Genomic DNA, 22,151 nt, shown 5'->3' on the forward strand with positions numbered 1-22,151 from the left:
ACCAAAAGCAATATTTAAACAAAAGAGAGGTCAGTCAGAAATTTAAAGATAATATCAAAAATTATGTTACTTTCGATGATAAAAGACCTAAATGGAACTACCTAATAAAAGGTAGAGATTGACCAACTTATTATTTACTCGTTACTAAAACTATTTTAATTATTGATATTAGTAAATATTTATCGTAATATTGCAATATATAAATGTAATTCAATGGGTTTAACGAAAACACAACATTTTACTACTCAACACAATGAGTTGGCAAACATTAGTAAAGCACTTGGACATCCTGCAAGAATTGCTATTATTGATTATTTACTGAAGGTAGATACCTGTATTTGTGGAGATATTGTCAATGAATTACCCTTGGCACAACCCACCGTTTCTCAACATTTGAAGGAATTAAAAAACGCAGGAATTATAAAGGGGACAATTGAAGGTACCGCCATTTGCTATTGTATTAACGAAAAAGCGATTGAAACCTTAAAGCAGTATTTTGATACTATTTTATGGTCGTTAGAAAAGAAAAAAATACAATGTTGTTAGCTTTAAATTTTAGACTTTATTAGTATGAAAATTGCCTTATTTAGTGATATTCACGCAAATCTACCCGCTTTAGAAGCCTTTTTTGTGGATGTAGAGACGAATAATCCCGATGCTATTTACTGTTTGGGCGACTTAGTTGGTTACCATATTTATCCTAATGAAGTGATCCATGAAATTAGAAAAAGACGTATTGCCACTATCGCAGGAAATCACGATGCCAAAGTGAAAAAACTCACCGAGCAACTATTATCCGAAACGGGTAAAAATTACGCTTACGACATTATTGGAGAAAATGAAAAAACTTATTTGGCAACTTTACCTGCCCATATCCAAGTAGATTTTGAATTGAACGAAGATAAATTAAAAATGCTTTTGGTACACGGAAGTCCAAGTAGAAATGATGAATATCTTTTGGAAGATAAAGATGAATCAGATTTTATTAAAATATTTAAGGAAGCTGGGGTTGATATTTTATGTTTCGGTCATTCCCATAAACCCTACCACCGTATTTTATGTGAAACCACAGGTAAATCGACCCGTTATTTTCATGCAATTAACACTGGGTCGGTTGGCAAGCCCAAAGACGGCAACCCACAAGGTGGATACGTATTATTACATATTCATAAAAACAGTGGAAAGCTTAACAAAAATAGCATTCAAGTGCAATTTATTCGCTTTGACTACGATGTGGAATTCTCCGCAAAAGCCCTTGAAAATAGTCCATTGCCCGATGAACTTGCCGATAGATTAAGAAAAGCGTACTAATTTTTAAAGTAATAAACCAATAATTTATGAGTGCCATTAATTGTAACCCAACTCAACGAAAAAAGTTGAGTTTTTTAGACCAATATCTAACTCTTTGGATATTTTTAGCCATGTTTATTGGCGTAGGCATTGGCTATTTTCTTCCAGAATCTTCCCAATTTATCAACTCATTTTCGAGTGGAACGACCAATATTCCATTAGCAGTTGGTTTGATTCTGATGATGTATCCACCCTTAGCAAAAGTGCGTTTTGAGAATATGGGTGAAGTCTTCAAAAATACAAAAATTCTTACCGTATCACTCTTATTAAATTGGATAATTGGACCCATACTGATGTTTCTTTTAGCCGTTCTTTTCTTTCATAATCAACCCGAATACATGGTTGGATTGATTTTAATCGGAATTGCCCGATGTATTGCTATGGTCATCGTGTGGAATGAATTGGCAGAAGGAAATCGAGAGTATGCTGCTGGTTTAGTGGCTTTGAATAGCGTTTTTCAAATCCTTTTTTACAGTTTTTATGCTTACCTTTTCATTACCGTTTTACCCCCTTATTTTGGGGTAAAAAGTATGGAAGTAAATATTACCATCTCACAAATTGCTGAGAGTGTTTTGGTTTATTTGGGCATTCCATTTTTTGCAGGAATTATCAGTCGCTATTTTCTAATTAAGTGGAAAGGCATTGAGTGGTTCAATAATAAATACGTTCCAACAATTTCACCCATTACCTTAATTGCTTTACTTTTTACGATTGTGATAATGTTTAGTTTGAAAGGTAAACTAATCGTTCAAATTCCTTTTGATGTCTTAAAAATTGCCGTTCCGTTGGTGCTGTATTTTATCATTATGTTCTTGGTAAGTTTTGTGATTGGCAAAAAAATGGGGGCTGATTATTCTAAAAATACCGCAATTTCTTTCACTGCAACGGGCAATAATTTTGAGTTAGCCATTGCCGTAGCTATTGGAATATTTGGGATAAATAGTGGACAGGCCTTTGCAGGAGTTATTGGACCTTTGGTAGAAGTTCCAGCCTTAATTTTGTTAGTTAGAGTGGCATTCTGGTTTAAAAAGAAGTGGTATTCAGAAGAATCAAATACTTGATTTACAAGAAGATAATTAGGTTTAAGTAGGCAGTAGACAAAATACGCACATAATATTCTCCTTATGTACGAGTTGCGGAAATGTTCATAATACTACATACTAATTACTGCCGACTGATTATGCTACATTAATATTTCATGAGAAATCGGGACAAAGTTTCGATTTCTCATGAAATTATTTACCAAACATAACTCCCAACACCGCCGCTTGGCAATTGCGTGGTAACCCATTTATTTTGGTATTTTATATTGAAAGATGTTTCGGTATTTCCATCGTTTTCAACAATCAAAACCTTTTTGCCCGTGGGTGTTTTGAAGGCTATTGTCTGTAAATCCCCTGCATTGTTACTGGCAATACAAACCGATCCAACAGGCACAAATTTTGAGGCATGAGCCACGATATAATAGGCCACATTGCGAGTCACCGCCGACCCAGTTCCAATGGTCAAAGCTCCTTTACAAGTAGTGCATCCGCCAGGGGTATGAGGATTGAAATTATCGTCATTGGCAAGGTTCCATTCTAAGGCATTTTTGCTCCAATTACGCATTGAGCCTATAATTACGTTCTTTAAATGCCATTTTAAATCTCCCCCAAAATCTCCTTTTGAGTCGGTAAATTGTTCGGTGAAATAGACGTTTTTATCTGGAAAAGCATTGTGAACCGTCAATAAAGCCCCAATACTTCCAGCGTATAAATGAAAGGCCGAACCGTCGATAAAAGGATTGGCTTTGGCATCTCTTAAAACGGTAAGTGGATAGTCAGCGACATCACAATTATGGTCGTAGGCAATGATTTTAGTAGTAATATTTGCCGTTTTGAAAGCAGGACCCAAATTGGTTTTGATAAATTCTGTTTGTTGAATCGCAGTCATCAAAAGACTTGGATTATTCTTAGGATTTAGCGGTTCATTTTGGGGCGTAATGGCTTCAATCGTAATTCCCTCTGTCTTCATCTGTTGAATATATTTTACAAAATATTGGGCGTAAACCTCATAATAAATGGGTTTTAAACTGCCACCGACAAACGAATTATTATCTTTCATCCAAACAGGCGGCGACCAAGGCGTGGCAATAATTTTAATTTTTGGGTTAATCAAAAGTATCTCTTTCAACAAGGGAATCAAGTCTTTTTTATCAGGATTTAAACTAAAATTAACTAAATCTAAATCCGTTTGCCCCGATTGAATATCATCGTAGGTAAAAGTATTTTCGTTCAAATCAGAAGCGCCAATGCTGATTCTGAGGTAATTAATGGCAATAGATTTATCGCCATTCCCGAATAATTCTTGTAATAAATCGGCTTTTGTATTTGCACCCATTTGATTGATTACGTAGGCACTTCCGCCCGTTAGGGTATAACCAAATCCATCAATCGTTTGGTATTGACGAGTCGAATCTACTTCAATATTTGTAAAAGAATTACTCGTTGTTCCAAATGTTAAAACGGCGGATTGTTTTTGTAATAAAGCACTTTGATCACCTTTGGTAAGCCAAAAATCCATGTCGTTATTGCCAATAATGGGTGGAATTACGGGGGTAGTTATAGGCGTTATTGCGACAGGATTATCAGATTTTGCACAGTTAAAAAATAGGATAACGGTTGCTAAAAATGGAATGATCGTTTTCATATTATGGGTTCACCAAGATGTTATTTACATGAATTTAAAATTATAAGTCAACGAAGGAATTGGCGAACCAAAAATGGTTAATTGGTAGGCTTTCAATCCACCTTCTGATCTTAAATAAACCGAATAAGCATTGTTTCTTCCGTATAAATTATAGACGGCAAACGTCCAAGAGCCTTCCCAACGCTTTTTTTGCATACTTGGATTGCGTATTGTCCACGAAAAATCCAAACGATGATAATCCTTAATTCGGTCGTTATTTCTTTCTAAATAATACGGATATTTTACGTTGTTATATTGCACGAAACCCTCTGGCACGGTGAATGGTCGGCCAGTATTATAGACGAATGTGAAACCAAACTCGTGGTGACTGCCTTCCGAAATACTCACAGTGGCATTGAAACTATGCGGGCGGTCATAATTGGTCGCATACCAATTTCCTCCGTTGATTTGCTCATCAAATCGATCACTCTGTTTGATTTGGTTCAAGGCTCGTGAATACGTATAATTTATCCAACCCGTTACTTCGCCTTTCTTTTTACTCACCATCAATTCTAAGCCATAAGCTTTGCCTTTTCCTTGCAAAGTTTGCGTTTCGATGTATGGTTGAAATAAAAAATCTGCCCCTGGTTTGAAATCTAAGCTGTTTTCGGTCGTTCTATAATAACCTTCCATCGAAAATTCGTAGATGTTATTTCGTGAATTCTTGAAAATTCCACCCGAAAATAATTCACTAATTTGGGGTTTTATGTAAGCATTACTGGTTGCCCAACGGGAAGTTGGTAGCGGAGTAGTGGTGTTGGAAACCACTTGTAAATATTGACGCATTAAATTGTACCCAAACTTGATAGAACTCAATTCAGAGAGGGAATATTTCAAGGCAATTCGTGGCTCAAAACCACCGTAAGAAGCAGATACTTCGTTTGATTTATAAACGGTTGAATCAATCACACTAAAATCAGATTTTGAGAATAATGGATTGTAATTTCTGACCGTACCGCCCAAAGCATTGTAAAACGAATATCTCAAGCCAACTGAAATGCTCAATTTCTTATTTACCGTAATTTCATCTTCCAAATAAATCCCTGATTCGGTACTTCTTTCTTCGGGAACCGACCTGTAATTTACACTTGGCGAACTTCCAGGATTCAAGATTCCCGGATTGATTCGGTATAAAATTGTACTGATTCCGCCTTCTATGCTATGTTTTTCGTTGAGTGCATAATTCAAACTCGATTTCAACTGATTATACACAATGCCAGATTCCAAAGAAACTTTATTGTTACTGTTCAATTCGGGCAATAAAGTTTTGGGTTGATAATTGGTATAAATGGCACTCGTTTGCAAGTTTAGTTTTGAATTAAAGGCATGAAACCATTTCAAAGCCGCATTTTCGGTTTGATAATCATACTGCGTGGAAGTGGCATTGACGTTGCCGATTGTGCCTAATAAATCAGTTTGGAAGAAATCTTTGCTCAAATATCCTGAAAAAGTAAATGTGTTTCTTGCATTCATTTTGTAGAATAATTTGGTGGCTAAATCATAAAAATTAGCCTTGATATTCTGCAATTTTGGCGGTCCTAATTTGAAAAAGAAATCATTGAAAGACGCTCTTCCCGAAACCATTATCGCCAATTTTTCTTTAATAATGGGTTGTTCGATGGTTAAACGATTAGAAACTAAACTGATTCCTCCCGTCATTTTGAATTTATCCAAAGACGGATTTAACAAATTAATATCAATCACAGAGGAAGCACGACCGCCAAATTTTGCGGGAATTCCGCCTTTGTACAATTCTAAACCCGAAACAGCATCGGGCGGAAAAATGGAGAACAAACCGAAAAGGTGAGTTGGATTAAAAATGGGCGTATCGTCCAAAAGGATAAGATTTTGGTCAGTTGTTCCGCCTCTGATGTTCACCCCATTGGCGGCTTCGCCCACCGATGTAACGCCGGGAAGCATTTGCAAACCTCTCAGAACATCCGTTTCTCCCATCATGGCGGGAATTTTTTTAATGGCCTTGATGCTTAGGGCAGAAACGCCTAAAAGTGGTCGGGCAACGTTGCCATTTATGGCTTGACTATTCACCGTAACTTCATCCAATTCTTTCGCCACATTTATCAAACTGACGGTCAGATGTAGTTCAACATCTTTCATGACTAATTTCCGTCGATAAGTTCGGTACCCAAAATGACTAATGGTGAGTCCGTATTCGCCTGGAGGCATGAAAAAAGTATGTACGCCTTCATCATTGGAAGAAAGATTGGCTCTTTGGGCATCAATTTTTATCACAACGTCTTTCAAAGGGGTATTATCACTTGAATCTTTTACCGTAATAATCACGGCATGAGATTGTTGCGAGAAGCCACTTAATCGGATTAAAAAGAATATTAAAAATGGAATCAGTATTTTTATGTTCATGAATTCTGGATATTTGACTTAATTATAGGTAATTATTTCAGTAAAATAATTGGCAACTTTAAGCAGCATTTTACCTGTTATTTACTTCTTATTGTTTGCTGATTACCGCCAATCAGCAGGTTTGAAGGGGGTTCGAGTGGCGCTATTGATACACTTGATGATAGGTGGACGAGAAAGGTCTCTGGGGTCAGCGGGTTCTTCAACTGGCGGGTGACTTAAAATATAATCATATTCGCCGGTGTCATCTTTTCTGTCCACCCAGTACCGATTTTTTTGAATAGAAACTACCCCAAAATATCCCACCACTTTATTGGCTGAATTTGTCAAATTATTGATGTTTCCAACAATTGCGGCAGCGGGCGTATCGGCAAGGCCGCCCGTTGATTGTAATTGTGATTCAAGGTTTTTATAATACGTATAATTTTGGGGCGAAATGCTCATTTGCTGAACTTCTACGAGACACCCGTACATATAATGAAAAGGAATTTTTGCGATTAATCGCCCCGTGACCAAATCTCCGTCCGATACCACATCCGACATTACGTTGACGAGTTTTCCTTTAATAATGGCATAACATTCGCCCGCACATTGGTAGTCATAATAGGGCGTGCGGTTGTATGTAGCCAGTTTTATGGTACACCCAAGCGTTTTTAAATCGTAAGCAGAGTTATAGCAAGTCGTACAATGCACAATTCTTTCGTAATGGGTATAACGCCATAAATAATAATTTTTTTGGTTGGGTGTATCCTTAAAATCCACGAAAACTTCGTTACCAGCAAAATATTTTTTGCCATCATCGGATAATCTACTTTGCGGATTAAACTTATCATAAACCTTCAAAATTGGCGGAGTCGTGTATATTTGTTCGGCAGAAGATTCAAATTTTTGTCCATCGGCTAACGAAAAACGAAGAGTGTATTTTTCGGAAGGATTAATTCTAAAATCACTGGGAGGGAGAAATCCACCCGTTTTTTGTTCGATGAGACTGGTTTCTTTTCCAGAAGTTGCCGCCCAAATGGATGCTTTTACCGAAGCGATGGTACTGATAGATATATTTCCTTCCGTATAGACGGAGTATTGAATTTTAATGGTGTCAGGATTCAAATAATCATCCGTTAAAAAACCCTCCACCACCAATACATTATTTTTCTGACCAAAATTAACGTCGTAAGGGTCGATGCAACTTGTCAGCGTAAGGAGTGAAAAAATAAAAAAATAAATTCGAAAATGCTTGATATTCATGTGATTAATGTGAGTGATTTGCTTTGAAAGGCTTGAAGGAACAATTTAAAGAAATAAAGTCAAAACTGTGTTCTTATTTACCCTACATTTGTTTTTTTAAGCATAATATTCAATTTCTAAAATATTTTATGGCTTTAATTTCTAAGAAAAAAATACCCTTTAAAATCAATCTTCAGCTCCGTAAATACCTCAAAAAATACGGACGTGAGGCGGTTATGCCCATTCAATACGCTGATTTGTTGAGGTTTGAAAGTTCTATTTCACTTTACGACCGTGCTGGAAGTGATACGCTTTGGATAACGGTTTTCTTTCCGTACAGCGAAATTGATCATATTTACGATGGACTAAAAAAGATTTACGCCGACCTAAAAACCGATGGAAATCAGGCAGTTATCAAACATCTAACCATCGACCGTGTGGACTTGTGTACCTACGGAAATACCCAACCTTTTCGTATCCGTATCGTGAATCGGGTGAATGATAATTTTGATTATTTTTACCTAAAAAGAGCCGATTGTTCCAGAGTTTATGGCATGGAATTGGAACATTTATTGTCGCCGAATCGAATCAGTTATTTGACATTTGAAAATACCTTAGTCGAAGAACACATTGCGGGAATTCCGGGAGACCAATTCTTTAAATCCTACCTTACTAATCCAAAAATAAATCAAATTCGTTTGGCAAAAGAGTTCATTAAATTCAATGAGCGCTGTTTTGTCTTGCTTTTGGGCGATATGCACTCTTCCAATTTTGTCGTAGATATTACCCCCGATTTTGAGGAGGATTACTACCGAATTAGAGCCATTGATTTTGACCAACAGTCTTACGAAGGCAAACGAACCGTTTATCAACCTCAATATTTCAAACAAAATAATCCCTTGATTGAAATGGGTATGCGACACATGACTCCTGAATCCGTTGAACAGTATCGCACCGAAGAACGCTCGCTAATTTCGGGGCGATTGAAAGTTGAAAATCAACGAATTTATGAACTGATGTCAATCATGGCAAAAGATGATATTTCTTCCGAAGAAAATACCAAACAACTCAAAACAGAATTGGCTCATTATTATAAATCAGATAAATTTTTAGCCTGTAAAACCATGGGAGAAATCGTTTGGACGAGTCTTGAACGGGTGACAGAGCATTGAATTAAAAGATAAAAGGCAATACAAAAAGCTATTTTCATGTACTCTTATTTAAAAGATTAAAAAAAATAATCACGAACTCTCAAATAATATGACTCGTTACGAATTTTTAAAATCAATGGGCTTCACGGGTGCAGCACTCATGGCCGCTTTGACTTCTTGCGTAAAACAAGACGATACTTATGTGCCAGTTACCCGAATTGATGCCAGCACCGTTACGCCCGTTGCGCCCGTAGTACCAGCCACGCCCACCTCCAATATTAGTTCAATCACCAATCCGATTTTAAAAATTGATTTGACAACTTCAGCGATAAAAAACGTGGGAGCTTATATCATTCAGAGCAATATTGTGGTGGCACAAGTGAGTGCTGGAGCGTATGCAGCGGTAACTAATTTATGTAGTCATGAGCCTAAAAGACAAGTGATTTTTAGTCAAGGAGAATTTTATTGTACCGCTCATGGTGCCAGATTTGACCTCAATGGGGGAGCTTTGAATTCGACAGCGAGGGGTGGAATTACTGCTTATAAAGTGGCTACCGATGGAAAAACGTTGGTAGTTTATTAGAATAGCAATCAGCTTTGAGCCGTTAGCTTTGAGTTTTTTTTACAGAAATATTAACCAATAAAATAGAGGTCGGAAGTTTTTAAACTTGAGGCTCTGAACAATAAAATGAAATTATTAAGTATCATATTTTTAACTATTTTTTCATTCAATACTACTATTGAATGGACGACTGATTTCACTAAAGCCATCACCGAAGCCAGTGCCAAGAACAAATATATTCTCTTAAATTTCTCTGGTTCGGATTGGTGCGGGCCGTGTATGAAACTCAAAAAAGAAGTGTTGGATTCGGAAGATTTTTTAAAATTTGCCGATTCAAAATTGGTATTAGTAAGAGCAGATTTTCCAAGAAGCAAGAAAAATCGTCTTTCGCCAGAATTGAAAAAAAATAACGAAAATCTTGCCGAAAAATATAACAAAGAAGGTAAATTCCCTTTCACCGTGTTGATTGATGGTGAAGGTAATGTGGTAAAATCGTGGGATGGTTATACTTCTGCCATGACAATTGGCACGATGGAAAAGGATATTGAAAAGGTGACTCATCTAAAATAGTGGAAATTCAGAATTCACAAGTGGAACGCCACCCGCCCATAACTCATAGCGCTCAAATTTTTTCAAAAGTCCAAAAACTAATGGGTAATCGCTTTGAAATAAGCGTAGTGAGTGAAGATGAAAATTGGGCAAATGAAAGAATAACATCTGCCATTTCAGAAATCGTTAGGATAGAACAATTACTCACTACTTTCAAACCCGAAAGCCAGACCAACCAAATCAATGCTCAAGCTGGAATTCAGCCCGTACAAGTGGATAAGGAAGTTTATGAATTAATCCAACGCTCGCTCAAAATTTCCAATCTTACGCAAGGAGCTTTTGATATTACTTATGGTTCGATTGATAAATCTCTGTGGAATTTTGATGTGAAAATGACCACTTTGCCAGACGCTGAAACTGCCAAAGAAATGGTAAAACTCATTGATTATAAAAAGGTTATTTTAAATCAAAATGATTGTTCGGTTTTCTTGAAAGACCAAGGAATGAGAATTGGTTTTGGCGGAATTGGCAAAGGTTATGCCGCCGAAATGGCAAAGCAATTAATGATTCGGGAAGGGGTGAAAAGTGGCGTAGTAAATGCTTCGGGCGATTTGACAACTTGGGGAAATCAACCCAATGGCAAGCAATGGACCATCGGAATTGCCGACCCAAATTACAAAAACAAAACCTTTTCGAGCATCAATATTAGTAATATGGCCGTGGCAACTTCGGGAGATTACGAAAAATTTGTGATGATAAAAGGCAAACGATATTCCCATACGATTAATCCAAAAACTGGCTTGCCCGTAACTGGTATTAAAAGTGTAACCATCATTGCCCCAAATGCCGAACTCGCTGACTCGCTCGCAACACCCGTAACGGTGATGGGCGTGAAAGTTGGCTTAGATTTAATCAATCAAATCAAAGGCATTGCCTGCGTGATTATTGATGATAACGACAAAATGTTTACCAGTAAAAATATAAATATTAAATAAATACGGCAACTCGAATAAAATGAAACTCTTTAAAAACACCCTAATTTTCGCTTTATGCGTATTCGCTTTATCCTCGTGTGTGAGCGTCAAAGAATACCAAAAAAGCCGAATCAACGATTCTGAGATGGAATTGTCCTCCCGCAAAGCCGAAAAATTTGAAACCAGTTTTTACCTTTATCGTGAAGGGGCAACGGGAGCAAACGGCGGAAAAGGAAGTGGAGGCTGTGGCTGTAATTAGTATACAGAAGTTTAATTTTCAATACTCAATGTTCAACAACTAATTTTCAAGTAAAAAGTGAAATTTAAAATATTTGAATATTTTAAATTGAACATTGAAAATTTATCAAATTTAAAATTTCACGTAGAAAGACTATGTATCCTATGTTTTCTATGTGGTTGCAAGAATGAAAAAAATAATCATAACCGCTGGTTTATTAGTAAGTATGCTCTTCAGAACTACCGCACAAAGTAATGTTGAAGAAAATACTGACTATGAAAAACGCAAATTAAAAGTCGATGAAATTAATTTTGTTACGAGTTATTACCATCAAGAGGGCGATAGGTCGGCGGTGACGGGTGGTATCGGAACGGAAAAATTAAGTGATTACGCCAATTCTTTCGACCTAAAATTATCAAAATACGATGTCAAAAATCGTTTGCATACTTTTAATATTGACTTAAACATTGACTATTATACTTCGGCATCTTCGGATAATATTGACCCAAGAACGATTTCAGGAGCATCGGCCAGCGATATTCACTTTTATCCATCGCTTTCTTGGAGTGTAAAAGATAATAATTCTCGTGTTACGAAAGGTTTAACTTATTCCTTTTCGCATGAATATGATTATATTTCCAACGGATTTACCACAAGTTGGGCAAAAGCATCGAAAGATAATAATCGTGAATTTAGCGTCAAAGCCAGTGCTTTTATAGATAGAGCAACGATAATTCTACCCACCGAATTTCGCACAGTCACTACGGGCAGTGGGAGAGGAGCATCAGATACAAAGCCTCGAAACTCTTATACTGCCGCTTTTTCACTTTCGCAGGTCGTGAATGAGCGTTTGCAGTTGATGGCCATTGTGGAACCATCGTATCAAGAAGGTTTTTTAAGCACTTCTTTTCATCGCATTTATTTTTCGGATAATACCGAAGGCATCGAAAAATTACCAGGAAAGCGTTTGAAATTGCCCGTCGGTATAAGAGCGAATTACTTTTTTGGCGACAACCTGATTTTGAGAACATTTTATAGATATTATATGGACGATTGGGGCATGAAAGCGCACACGATCAATGTGGAAGGTACTTATAAAATTACACCTTTCATTTCCATTAGTCCGTATTATCGTTTTAACAAACAAACAGCCGTAGATTATTTTCATGCTTACAAAGAGAATTCACCCACAAGTGATTATTATTCAAGCGATTATGATATTTCGGGCATGAATACCAATTTCTACGGTACAGGATTTCGATTTGCTCCAGTCAATGGCGTTTTGGGTATGAAACATTTAAGTAGTGTTGAATTGCGTTACGGACATTACACTCGCACAACGGGCATGGTAGCCAATATTGTAACAATGGCCTTGAAGATGAAATAGTTTGGTTAAAGTATAGAAAAAATGTCGTAGAAAATTGTCTCTGCGACATTTTTTCGTTTGTGAAAAAGAAAAAATGCTAATTATTAATTATCAATTGATAATTGAAAAAATAGGGGTAAAATGAAAATTGATTGTCTTAAAGATGAAATATCCGATAGGAATTGTATTTTTGCGGAGTTGCTAACCAGCTTCACCTCTTTAAATGATACAAATTCCAGATTCAGATATTTTATTGGCAATCCGACAAGGTAATGAACGTATTTATGAAACAGTTTTCAGAAAATATTATCAAGCCTTGTGTAATTATGCGTGCGGAATTTTGAAAGATATGGACGATGCCGAGGAGGTGGTACAATCCATTTTTCTGAAACTTTGGGAACAACGAGTAGGCATTGAAATTAGTGTTTCCTTGAAATCTTATCTGTATCGTGCCGTCCATAATACCTGTTTGAATCGCTTGAAACACCTCAAAATTCAAGAAACCTATCGACAATATATGGGAGATTATTTGGAAGAGACTTTCGATTCGGCCACTGATATTATGGATAAAAATGAGTTAGAAAGCCGCATTTCAGAAGCCCTTGATAAACTGCCAGAACAATGCCGATTGATCTTTAAAATGAGCCGTTTTGAAGAATTAAAATACCAAGAAATTGCCGATAAATTAGGACTTTCTATCAAAACGATTGAAAACCAAATTGGCAAAGCATTAAGAATTATGAGAACTGAACTGTCTGATTATCTGCCAATTGTGTTTCTGTTTATGTTGAATTTATTGTAAAGTAAAAAATAGGTTAGACTGTATTCAGACTGTAAAATGATAATTTAATTAGGTTTTCGTCAGACGAAAATTGCTACTAAAACAGAGATTTGTAAGGTTTCCAATGTTGGATAATATCTCAAAAAATAATGAATCAAGACCAAACTATAGACGACTTATTGGCAAAATTCCTTGCTGATGAGACGGACACTCACGAATCGGATACGATTAGTGAGTGGATTATTGCGTCTGAGGATAACCAAAAGACTTTTGACCATTCAAAAATTATTTGGGATGGCGCAAAAAATCAACAGAAAGTCGATGTTGATGCCGCTTGGACAAAATTAAATATTGCGAAGAAAACAGGAATAGAATCTACTGATAATCAAGAAATTAAGCCAATCGTAAAGCTGAATTGGATGAGTAATTTCTTGAAAATTGCCGCAGTTTTAGTGGTTTTATTTGGGCTTTGGTTTGTGGCTGCCAAGAAATTCACTACACCTCAAAATGACGTTTTAACTTTCAATTCGGGGAGTCAATCCATTGAAAAAATACTTCCCGATGGAACAAATATTTTATTGAGCAAAAATTCAAAAATAACCTACCCAAAATCATTCGAGGGCGATACCCGTGAGATAAATTTAACGGGTGAAGGATTCTTTGATGTTCACCACGATGCTGCTCATCCTTTCATCATCCACACGCAAGGCACCGATGTACGAGTATTGGGTACGTCTTTCAATGTTCGAGCGTATGATGCTCAGGTTCAAGTGCTTGTAAAAATAGGGCGGGTGCAATTCTCGAAAAAAAACAATCAAGTTATCTTAACGAAAGGACAAAAAGGAGAGATTTTAGCAAATGCTAATACCATCATTAAATCGGAAGTTGCAGAAGTTGAAGCCTTTGTAAAAGAAAAACTAAATTCTTTCGTTTTCAATAAAATGTCATTGGACGAAGTTGCGCAAACTTTATCGCAACGGTTTGGCAAGACCATAAAATTCGGTCAAGATAATATCAAAAACTGCAAATTAACGGCTACTTTCGAAAACGAAAAGTTAGAAAATATTATTGATGTTATTGCTGAAACTTTTAATTTAAAGGTTGATAATCAAGTAGATACGATTGTTTTGAGTGGACAAGGGTGTGATTAACTTTGACAATAATTAAGGAAGTATTTCGCCAAAAGTACTTCTTTAAAACGCTATAAAATTTATAAATTTCAACCATTTCGCATGAAATTCCACACTTTAAAATACGTACTTTATTTTATTGTGCTTTTCATGCCCCTCCGTTTAGTTGCCCAAACCCCACTGCTCGAACGCCCAATTACTTTACGATTAAATAACGAAAAAATTTCGGTTGTGTTAGAAAGCATTGCTAAACAAGGCAATTTCTCCTTTTCCTATAATTCAGCTATTTTTGACGTTAATAATCGTGGTGATATTACGGTTTCCAATAAACCCGTTCGTGAAGTTTTGAACTTGATTTTTAAAGGAATTATTAGTTATAAAGTGCGGGGGAATTATATTATTTTGCAAAAAAATAATCAGAAAGCATCTCCCAAAACAATCATTATTAGCGGATATATCATTGATACAAATACGGATAAATCTTTGAATAAAGCTACCATTTATGACCCTAAAAGTTTGTCGTCTGCCATCAGTAATCAATACGGATTTTATCGTTTAAGTCTGGAAGTCAGGGAACTGCCTACAAAATTGATAATTTCAAAAGCGGATTATGAAAAGCGAATTATTACGATAAAATCAGTTCAAAATAGTTACGAAAACATTGAATTAACGCCCATTATTTACCCTACTGTTGAGGTACCAATCTCTGATGATAATTCAATAGAAGAAAAAAATTCTCGTATTAATCAAGATTTATCGCTCGAAAATAAACCTGACAATCAACCAATTTCTCCACCATTTCCAGATATTTCCGATCAAAATCTTTTTCCAACTTCCCCAATTATTGACTCCACTTTATACGATAGTCGTTGGGATGAATTCAAGAAAAAGTTAGGAAAAATATTTGTCAGTCGTTCACAACGCATTAATGCCCAGAACGTTGATGATTCTTTGGGGCAGAAATTTCAAGTTTCAATCTTGCCTTTTTTGGGTACAAATCGTTTACTTTCGGGGAGTATTAAAAATAATTATTCTGTCAATATTTTGATGGGATATTCAGGCGGTGTTCGTAAATTAGAGGTGGGAGGAATCTTGAACGGCGTGCGTAACGATGTGCAAGGTTTACAAATAGCGGGTGTCGGAAATATTGTTGGTGGAACTGTATTAGGTGGACAATTAAGTTCAACTTTCAACATCGCAGGATATTTGGATAGAGGTATCCAATTATCATTAGGATTTAATGTAATTGCCAGAGAATCAGGAGGTTGGCAGATTTCTCCCGTAAATTTTGCTCATCGAGTTGTGGAAGGAGGGAAGCAAATTGGATTTATCAATATTTCAGATTCCACCGATACGGTTCCCATTGGTTTTTTGAGTTTCGTGGGAAGTGGCAATGGCTATAAACGTTTAGAATTATCAGTGGATGAAAACCAAACTGCTATTTTTAGCTTCAAAACGGGCGTGCAGAAATTTTATAATATCGTAGCTTTGCATTATAATTTTACTCGAAAACAAGAAATTTTTGGCTTGGGTTATGGCATCGGTCGGGCGTATGAATTAGGAAAATCATGGATGCTTAATACGGATTTAACTACAAATATATTGGTAGAATACGATGCTTTTAGTCCAAATATAGCATCCATATGGAAATTAGACTTGAGCTTTGAAAAGCAGATTGCCCGAAATGCTGCCGTTACTTTCGGGCCATCCATTAAATATTTAATTATTGATGAATATAATTCTTCATTTTGGACTGTAAAACCGTTTAATAAAATTCCATCTTACAAGGCTATTTCTTCAACGTCAAATTCCGTTTTCTGGATTGGTTTTCAGATGGGAATTCGCTTACGTTCAAGAAGAAGTTAAAATTATAACTTTATGAAAATCAGACTTTTACTTTTTGCATTACTCTTACTTTGGCATAAATCCAATGCTCAGATTGTTGTGGATGAACAGCGAAATATCATGAGAAGTTGGGTGAAATACCGAATAGAAATGAAAGACGGAAGCCAAGTTCCAGATGAAAATATTGCTAAGAATGCGGCTTCGATGTTGATTTTTAAAAAGGGAAATACGGGTGTAATTATTAATGGCAGAAATGCTCAACAAACAAAATATGCCATTTCAGACAGTATTTTGGTGCTTGGAGGAACTGTCACTTATGTGATCGAAAAACTGACAGAACATGAGTTGATATTTTATGGAAATTTCAAGAATACACCTGATAATGAGATAATTAAGTATCATTATATCTCAACAACTGAATCTTCAGGACAGTATTTTTTTCGACAATTTATTAAACCAAACATTAGAATTCAAACCGATGGCGATACCGCTTATAGTTTCAACGAATATATTTTTCCTAAATTTAAGCCAGTTCTGGGCGATTTTCCTACCGTGTTGAGTACTTTTTATGAAGTGTACGAATCTTCCTATGACATGATTGAAAAAGAGTTTAATTTTCCTGCCAAAAAGAAAGGAAATTTTAGGGTAACATTTGCGGTTGGTAAATCTGGAGCGTTGAAAGATATAACCGTAAAGGAAAGCAGTGATTCGACTTATAATAATGCTTTGGAACAAGCAGTTTACCAGACTCGAAAGCGTTGGTTACCAGCCGAATATGAAAGTAAGAAAGTAGAAACAATCTTCAATTTTGTTTATGTTTATGATACTGAAGAAAAACCTGACAATAATTTTGACGAGTATCTTTACTATGAAAATAAAGAAAAAGCCAATACATTTTTCGATAAAAAAGAGTACGTAAAAGCAATAAAACTCTATACAAAGTGTATCCTAATGCAGGATGAAGACTTCGATTTACAACCTTACTATAAACGTGCCGATAGTTATTTTGCGTTAAAAGTAAATAAAAATGCCTGTTTAGATTGGAGCTATTTAGCCAAAAAAGGACAAAAAAAGGCGGAGAAATTGTTTTTAGAGAATTGTATGAAGTGAGATTTTATAAAATTGCATGCCATATTTGAGTTGAATAAATTTCCCGAATGGTTAATCCGTATTGGAATAGTTTAACGACTAATCATTGATGGTGTTTTTTTGATATTCCTTAAATTATTAATCAACAAAACCATGAAAAAAGTATTACTGATTATCTTATTTTTTAGCTTTTATACTCAGGCGCAAATACGTCGCCCGTTGGGACCTCCCGTAAACACACCTCAATTTAACGAGTACGCACCATCCATCAGTGCGAACAACAAAACGATGATTTTTGAGACGGACAGAGCGGGCGAAGGTAAATGGGAATTATACTATACAACCAAAAATGAAAAGAATAAATGGACGGTTGCCAAACCCATCACAAATATCAATAAAGTAGGGAAAGAAAACGACCTGATTGGTGGACCATCCATCAGTTATGACGGTAAAACGCTATTCTTTTTTGCCTCATTCGATGGCGGACAGGGCGATATGGATATTTATTATTCAACTTGGAACGGCACCGATTGGTCTGACCCAAAACCCGTAGGAAATAATATTAATACGAAGGCTTATGAAGGTTTTCCGTCCGTTTCGGCAGATGGGAAAATGATGTATTTTATCCGTGATAATTTTTCAAAACGGAAAGATAAAGCGCTCTGTTATTCAATTTGGGCATCTAAAAAACAAGAAGATGGCACGTGGGGAGTTGCCGAAAAACTACCTGCACCCATCAATGGTGATTGCGAAAAATCTCCTCGAATTATGGCGGATAATCGTACGCTGATTTTCAGTTCGGTTCGTAAAGATGGCGTTGGTGGATTTGACCTTTATCAATCTTTTCAAGAAGATGATGGCTCTTGGGCAACACCCATCAATTTGGAATATATCAACACCGAAGAAGATGACCAATTTGCCTCGGTTTCTGCCGCTGGCGACTTGATGTATTATTATACTTCGGGCGATATTTATACCGTTACAATTCCTGATAAATACCGAAAATATAAATTAGTAACGGTGGATGGAAAAGTGGTTGATGCCATTACAAAACAGCCCATTGCGACTAAAATTACCTCAAAAAGTAATAACAGTAAAGAGAAAGTAATCAGTACCGTAGTAGATGCAAATGGTTTATTTTCAATGATTTACAGAGTTGGTAGTAAGTATGAATTATCCACAACGCCTCTGAATGATTATTTTCCGTATAAAGGTTCGATGGATATGACAACGGCCAAAGAAACGGATAATATTGAGAAAAATATTGAGTTGATTCCGAAGAAAATTCCGTATCAATTTCAATTGTTGGATAAGGAAACCAAAGCCATTTTGAAGGACCCAAAAGTGAAAGTAATGGACGTGGAAACCAAGCAACTGTTGGAAGTGAAAGTAGAGAAAGACATTGCCACCGTAACCGTGGAAATTGGAAAAGCCTACAAATTTGCGGCAAATGCTTTGGGTTACGCTTTTTTCTCTCGTGGTTTTAAACCCGACACGGCGGATGTTTTCAAAGACCGATTGAAAAAAGTACCTTTAGCCATTTTGAAGAAAGATGCCGTTGTACAATTGCAAGACATTACTTTTGAAACGGGAAAAGCCGATTTAAAACCAGAATCAAACGAAGAATTAGACCGCTTGGTGAGTTTGTTGGAAGGAAATCAGACCATTAAAGTAGAAATCTCCGCCCATACCGACGATGTTGGAAATGACGATTCTAACTTGAAATTATCCGAAAAAAGAGCTAAAACAGTGGTCGATTATCTCACAACAAAAGGAATAAAAGGCGATAGAATGACCACCAAAGGCTACGGCGAAACTCAACCTTTAGTAGCAAACGATACCGATGAAAACAAAGCAAAAAATCGCAGAGTACAGTTTAAGATTAATTAGGTTTTGGTAAAATTAGACCACAGATTAAACTGATTTTACAAGATTTACACGGATAAAAATTTAAAAAATCTGTGTAAATCCCTAAAGTCTGTTTAATCCGTGGTCTAATTTTGGTTTAAGATTTTGCCACAGAAAAAGCCCATAACTTAATGTTATGGGCTTTTTCTTTATTATACTGAGAAACTATTTCTTTACTTTCTCAACAATAATTACGTCTTCAACATCGGCTAAAATACGGCCACAATGTTCGCAAACGATGATTCTTTTCTTGTCTTTAATGTCCGCCTGACGTTGTGGTGGTACAGCACTGAAACATCCGCCACAAGCACCACGTTTTACCATAACAACTGCCAATCCGTTTGGATAATTGCCACGTAATTTATCGTAAGGGCGCAACAAACGCTCATCAACGTGTTTGGTTGCTTTGTCACGGTCTTTGTTCAATTTTACTTCATCTTCTTCGCTTTCAGAAATCAAAACATCTAATTCTTTTTTCTTAGCATCAAGGTCTTTCTTACGGAGATTTAAACGAGTTTCAGTAGAAGAAACTTCGTCTTTTTTATTTAAAATCTTGAATTCAAACTCACGAACACGTTTATCAGCTAATTCACCTTCAAGTTGTTGCAATTCAATTTCCTTTGAAATAGCATCATACTCACGGTTATTGCGGACGTTCATTTGTTGGTCTTTGTATTTATTTACCAACTTTTCAGCATCCTTTTTCGCATTACGATTCTTTGAAATTTCTTCGTCCAAAACAGCAATTTCACGGTTGAATTTGCCAATACGAGTTTCGATTCCAGCTACTTCGTCCTCTAAATCACGCACTTCTTCGGGCAAATCGCCACGCATTTTTTTGATATTATCTAAGGCTGAATCTATACTTTGAAGTTTCAAAAGAGACTCTAATCTCTGAGCAATGGTTGTTTCGGTTGCTACTGCTGCCATTTGGTTTTATTTGTTTGTTTATCGGTCTATTGGTTATACTCAAAATAGCACAACGAATAAACTGCTTTAACTTTATAACTGCTTTAACTAAAAAATAGAACAGGATTGGTATTTACCTGACTTTTGAGAACCTCAAAATTACTAAATTTTTCGGACAAATACCTAACAATTAAGTCCTTTGTGTAAACTTCTGATTCATAATGTCCTATATCACAAATAATTATCTGTTTGTCGGCATCAAAAAACTCGTGATATTTATAATCGGCCGTAATAAAAACGTCGGCTCCTTGGCGTATGGCATCATTTAGTAAAAACCCACCCGCTCCACCGCAAAGTGCAATCTTCTGGACGTATTTATTTAACAAAGGCGTGTGTCTAAAAGTTTGCAAGCCCATTTTTTCTTTTAAATAATGCAGGAAATTTTCTTCCGATAAAGGTTCTGATAATGAAGCAATTACGCCCGAACCCACTTCTTGATTTTGATTTTCTAACAGACTCAAATAATAGGCTACTTCTTCATAAGGATGGGAAGTTTTCAAAGCTTTTAAGATTTGATTTTCCAAATATGAATCAAAGATTACTTCAATCCGATTTTCTGCCACTTTTTCGGGTTTATTCAAGCTTCCAATATGCGGATTCGCTTCTCCCGTTGGCGTGAATGTTCCCGTACCTTGCACTTGGAAACTGCAATTTTTATATTCGCCAATTTGGCCCGCACCCGCCCCATACAAAGCATCAAGCACTGTCTGTGTATTTTCGAGTGGAACAAAGCTTACTAATTTCTTTAAAATCTGTTTTTGTGGTGCCAGAATTTTAGGATTTTGCAGGCCTAATTTCTCGGCAATCATGTAGTTTACGCCCCCTTTTACACTGTCCAAATTGGTATGCGTGGCGTAAATGGCAATGTCGTTTTTAATGGCGAGCATAACGGCACGTTCCACGTAATTTTTACCATTAAAACGCCTCAATCCCTTGAAAATAATGGGATGATGGGCCACAATAAGATTGCAATTTCGAGCAATGGCTTCTTGGATAATTTCCTCGGTACAATCAAGCGTTGCGAGTACACCCGTAACCTCGGTTTGTGGATAACCCACGAGCAAACCTGCATTGTCATAACTCGCCTGATAGGAGAGGGGCGCAAGTTGTTCTAAATAATTGGTAATGTCTTTGATGGTCATTTTTTGAGGATTCGATAAAATAAAATTTCTCGAAATTAGCGGAAATTCAATAAGTCCGTGTAAATTAAGTGTACCGTAAAAAGTCGTTTGCGGTAGGCAGAAGTACAAAAAACTTCAATCTATTGATTCTAAACAAGTTAATTGTAAAATTTGAATGCTGTCTGTTCATTATCAGAAATAATTATTACAAAAATACTTATGAAAGTACGTCCAAGCATAGCCATCGTCGAAAATAATCATTTACTATTAATGCAGTATCGTTATGGCAATACTGATGTCTATAATCTGCCAGGAGGAAACGTCGATAAAGGCGAAACCCTCGCTGAGACAGTTGTACGTGAATTGATGGAAGAATTGGGTATTGAAGTGGAAGTCGGGACGATGATTTTATCGGGTGATGTCATCATGTCGGAAGAAAAAGAAGATGTACTTCATTGTGTTTTTGAGGGAAAAATTCTTACTGGAAAACCCATTTTAAATCCAAAAGAAACGTCGGCTTTGGCGGTTGTTTGGATGCCTTTGGTTGATTTGCACGAATTGGAAATGTACCCGAATGTTGGGGTGGAATTGCAACGGTTTTTCCTAAAAGGTCGAGGGATTGATTACATGGGAAAGATTGGGCAGCAATGGTTTTAAGGTTAATTTAGCGACTATTTATGATAGGATTTCCTACCACTAAATACCGATAATTATTAGCACCAATATACGGCGAATAACAAACTGTATAAAATTGAAATAGCCCATAAGTTTAAAGTACATTTGCTCAGTAT

Annotated in this window: 20 protein-coding genes; 15 read left to right on the forward strand and 5 right to left on the reverse strand. The window is 36.3% G+C overall.

The features are described from left to right. Positions 1-213 precede the first annotated feature (213 nt). From AC1W31_RS15015 to arsB, 3 genes are read left to right on the forward strand one after another with little or no spacing between them, the layout of a single operon-like run. Positions 214-546, forward strand: a complete 333-nt coding sequence (locus AC1W31_RS15015) for an ArsR/SmtB family transcription factor (RefSeq protein WP_481735292.1) — start codon at positions 214-216, stop codon at positions 544-546. 24 nt (positions 547-570) lie between these two features. Continuing rightward, on the forward strand, positions 571-1,311 hold the full coding sequence (locus tag AC1W31_RS15020; RefSeq protein ID WP_481735293.1) for a metallophosphoesterase family protein: 741 nt from the start codon (positions 571-573) through the stop codon (positions 1,309-1,311). Positions 1,312-1,337: 26 nt separating this feature from the next. Beyond that, a complete protein-coding gene (gene arsB / locus AC1W31_RS15025) occupies positions 1,338-2,411 on the forward strand; it encodes an ACR3 family arsenite efflux transporter (protein ID WP_481735294.1) in 1,074 nt (357 codons plus the stop codon). 178 nt (positions 2,412-2,589) lie between these two features. Here the strand turns inward: arsB and AC1W31_RS15030 are convergent, their stop codons facing one another. The 3 genes from AC1W31_RS15030 to AC1W31_RS15040 form a co-directional block, all read right to left on the reverse strand. Next, positions 2,590-4,038, reverse strand: a complete 1,449-nt coding sequence (locus AC1W31_RS15030; RefSeq protein ID WP_481735295.1) for a glycoside hydrolase family 30 protein — start codon at positions 4,036-4,038, stop codon at positions 2,590-2,592. Positions 4,039-4,062: 24 nt separating this feature from the next. Next, positions 4,063-6,456, reverse strand: a complete 2,394-nt coding sequence (locus AC1W31_RS15035) for a TonB-dependent receptor (protein ID WP_481735296.1) — start codon at positions 6,454-6,456, stop codon at positions 4,063-4,065. A 102-nt stretch (positions 6,457-6,558) separates the two neighbouring features. After that, positions 6,559-7,698, reverse strand: coding sequence for a DUF4249 domain-containing protein (locus tag AC1W31_RS15040; RefSeq protein WP_481735297.1), 1,140 nt, complete (start codon positions 7,696-7,698; stop codon positions 6,559-6,561). A 128-nt stretch (positions 7,699-7,826) separates the two neighbouring features. Between AC1W31_RS15040 and AC1W31_RS15045 the strand changes: the two genes are divergently transcribed. The 11 genes from AC1W31_RS15045 (at position 7,827) to AC1W31_RS15095 (ending at position 19,252) form a co-directional block, all read left to right on the forward strand. Continuing rightward, positions 7,827-8,849, forward strand: a complete 1,023-nt coding sequence (locus AC1W31_RS15045) for a hypothetical protein (protein ID WP_481735298.1) — start codon at positions 7,827-7,829, stop codon at positions 8,847-8,849. 88 nt (positions 8,850-8,937) lie between these two features. Next, positions 8,938-9,411, forward strand: a complete 474-nt coding sequence (locus tag AC1W31_RS15050; protein WP_481735299.1) for a Rieske (2Fe-2S) protein — start codon at positions 8,938-8,940, stop codon at positions 9,409-9,411. Between the two features lie 105 nt (positions 9,412-9,516). Further along, a complete protein-coding gene (locus tag AC1W31_RS15055) occupies positions 9,517-9,960 on the forward strand; it encodes a thioredoxin family protein (RefSeq protein ID WP_481735300.1) in 444 nt (147 codons plus the stop codon). Between the two features lie 80 nt (positions 9,961-10,040). Continuing rightward, positions 10,041-10,934, forward strand: a complete 894-nt coding sequence (locus AC1W31_RS15060) for an FAD:protein FMN transferase (RefSeq protein ID WP_481735301.1) — start codon at positions 10,041-10,043, stop codon at positions 10,932-10,934. 19 nt (positions 10,935-10,953) lie between these two features. Next, positions 10,954-11,172, forward strand: a complete 219-nt coding sequence (locus AC1W31_RS15065; RefSeq protein WP_481735302.1) for a DUF4266 domain-containing protein — start codon at positions 10,954-10,956, stop codon at positions 11,170-11,172. 166 nt (positions 11,173-11,338) lie between these two features. Next, positions 11,339-12,538, forward strand: a complete 1,200-nt coding sequence (locus tag AC1W31_RS15070) for a DUF3570 domain-containing protein (RefSeq protein ID WP_481735303.1) — start codon at positions 11,339-11,341, stop codon at positions 12,536-12,538. A gap of 202 nt (positions 12,539-12,740) precedes the next feature. Next, positions 12,741-13,319 (forward strand): RNA polymerase sigma-70 factor, encoded by a 579-nt coding sequence (locus tag AC1W31_RS15075; protein ID WP_481735304.1) that lies wholly within the window; start codon positions 12,741-12,743, stop codon positions 13,317-13,319. 128 nt (positions 13,320-13,447) lie between these two features. Continuing rightward, positions 13,448-14,449, forward strand: a complete 1,002-nt coding sequence (locus AC1W31_RS15080; protein WP_481735305.1) for a FecR family protein — start codon at positions 13,448-13,450, stop codon at positions 14,447-14,449. Positions 14,450-14,530: 81 nt separating this feature from the next. Then, positions 14,531-16,294, forward strand: coding sequence for an STN domain-containing protein (locus tag AC1W31_RS15085; RefSeq protein WP_481735306.1), 1,764 nt, complete (start codon positions 14,531-14,533; stop codon positions 16,292-16,294). Positions 16,295-16,306: 12 nt separating this feature from the next. After that, on the forward strand, positions 16,307-17,383 hold the full coding sequence (locus AC1W31_RS15090; RefSeq protein WP_481735307.1) for a hypothetical protein: 1,077 nt from the start codon (positions 16,307-16,309) through the stop codon (positions 17,381-17,383). 132 nt (positions 17,384-17,515) lie between these two features. Further along, the gene (locus tag AC1W31_RS15095) at positions 17,516-19,252 is read left to right on the forward strand and encodes an OmpA family protein (RefSeq protein ID WP_481735308.1); all 1,737 of its coding nucleotides are present in this window, start codon (positions 17,516-17,518) and stop codon (positions 19,250-19,252) included. A gap of 183 nt (positions 19,253-19,435) precedes the next feature. Here AC1W31_RS15095 and AC1W31_RS15100 read toward each other — a convergent pair whose 3' ends face one another. Beyond that, complete coding sequence (locus tag AC1W31_RS15100) at positions 19,436-20,200, reverse strand: zinc ribbon domain-containing protein (protein ID WP_481735309.1); 765 nt, start codon at positions 20,198-20,200, stop codon at positions 19,436-19,438. A gap of 83 nt (positions 20,201-20,283) precedes the next feature. Beyond that, the gene (locus AC1W31_RS15105; protein WP_481735310.1) at positions 20,284-21,381 is read right to left on the reverse strand and encodes a Nif3-like dinuclear metal center hexameric protein; all 1,098 of its coding nucleotides are present in this window, start codon (positions 21,379-21,381) and stop codon (positions 20,284-20,286) included. Between the two features lie 198 nt (positions 21,382-21,579). Here AC1W31_RS15105 and AC1W31_RS15110 point away from each other — a divergent pair, with 198 nt between their 5' ends. Beyond that, positions 21,580-22,017 carry an NUDIX domain-containing protein gene (locus AC1W31_RS15110; protein WP_481735311.1) on the forward strand — a complete coding sequence of 146 codons (438 nt, stop codon included), beginning with the start codon at positions 21,580-21,582 and terminating at the stop codon, positions 22,015-22,017. Positions 22,018-22,151: the final 134 nt, after the last annotated feature.

Source organism: Arcicella sp. (assembly GCF_964672035.1).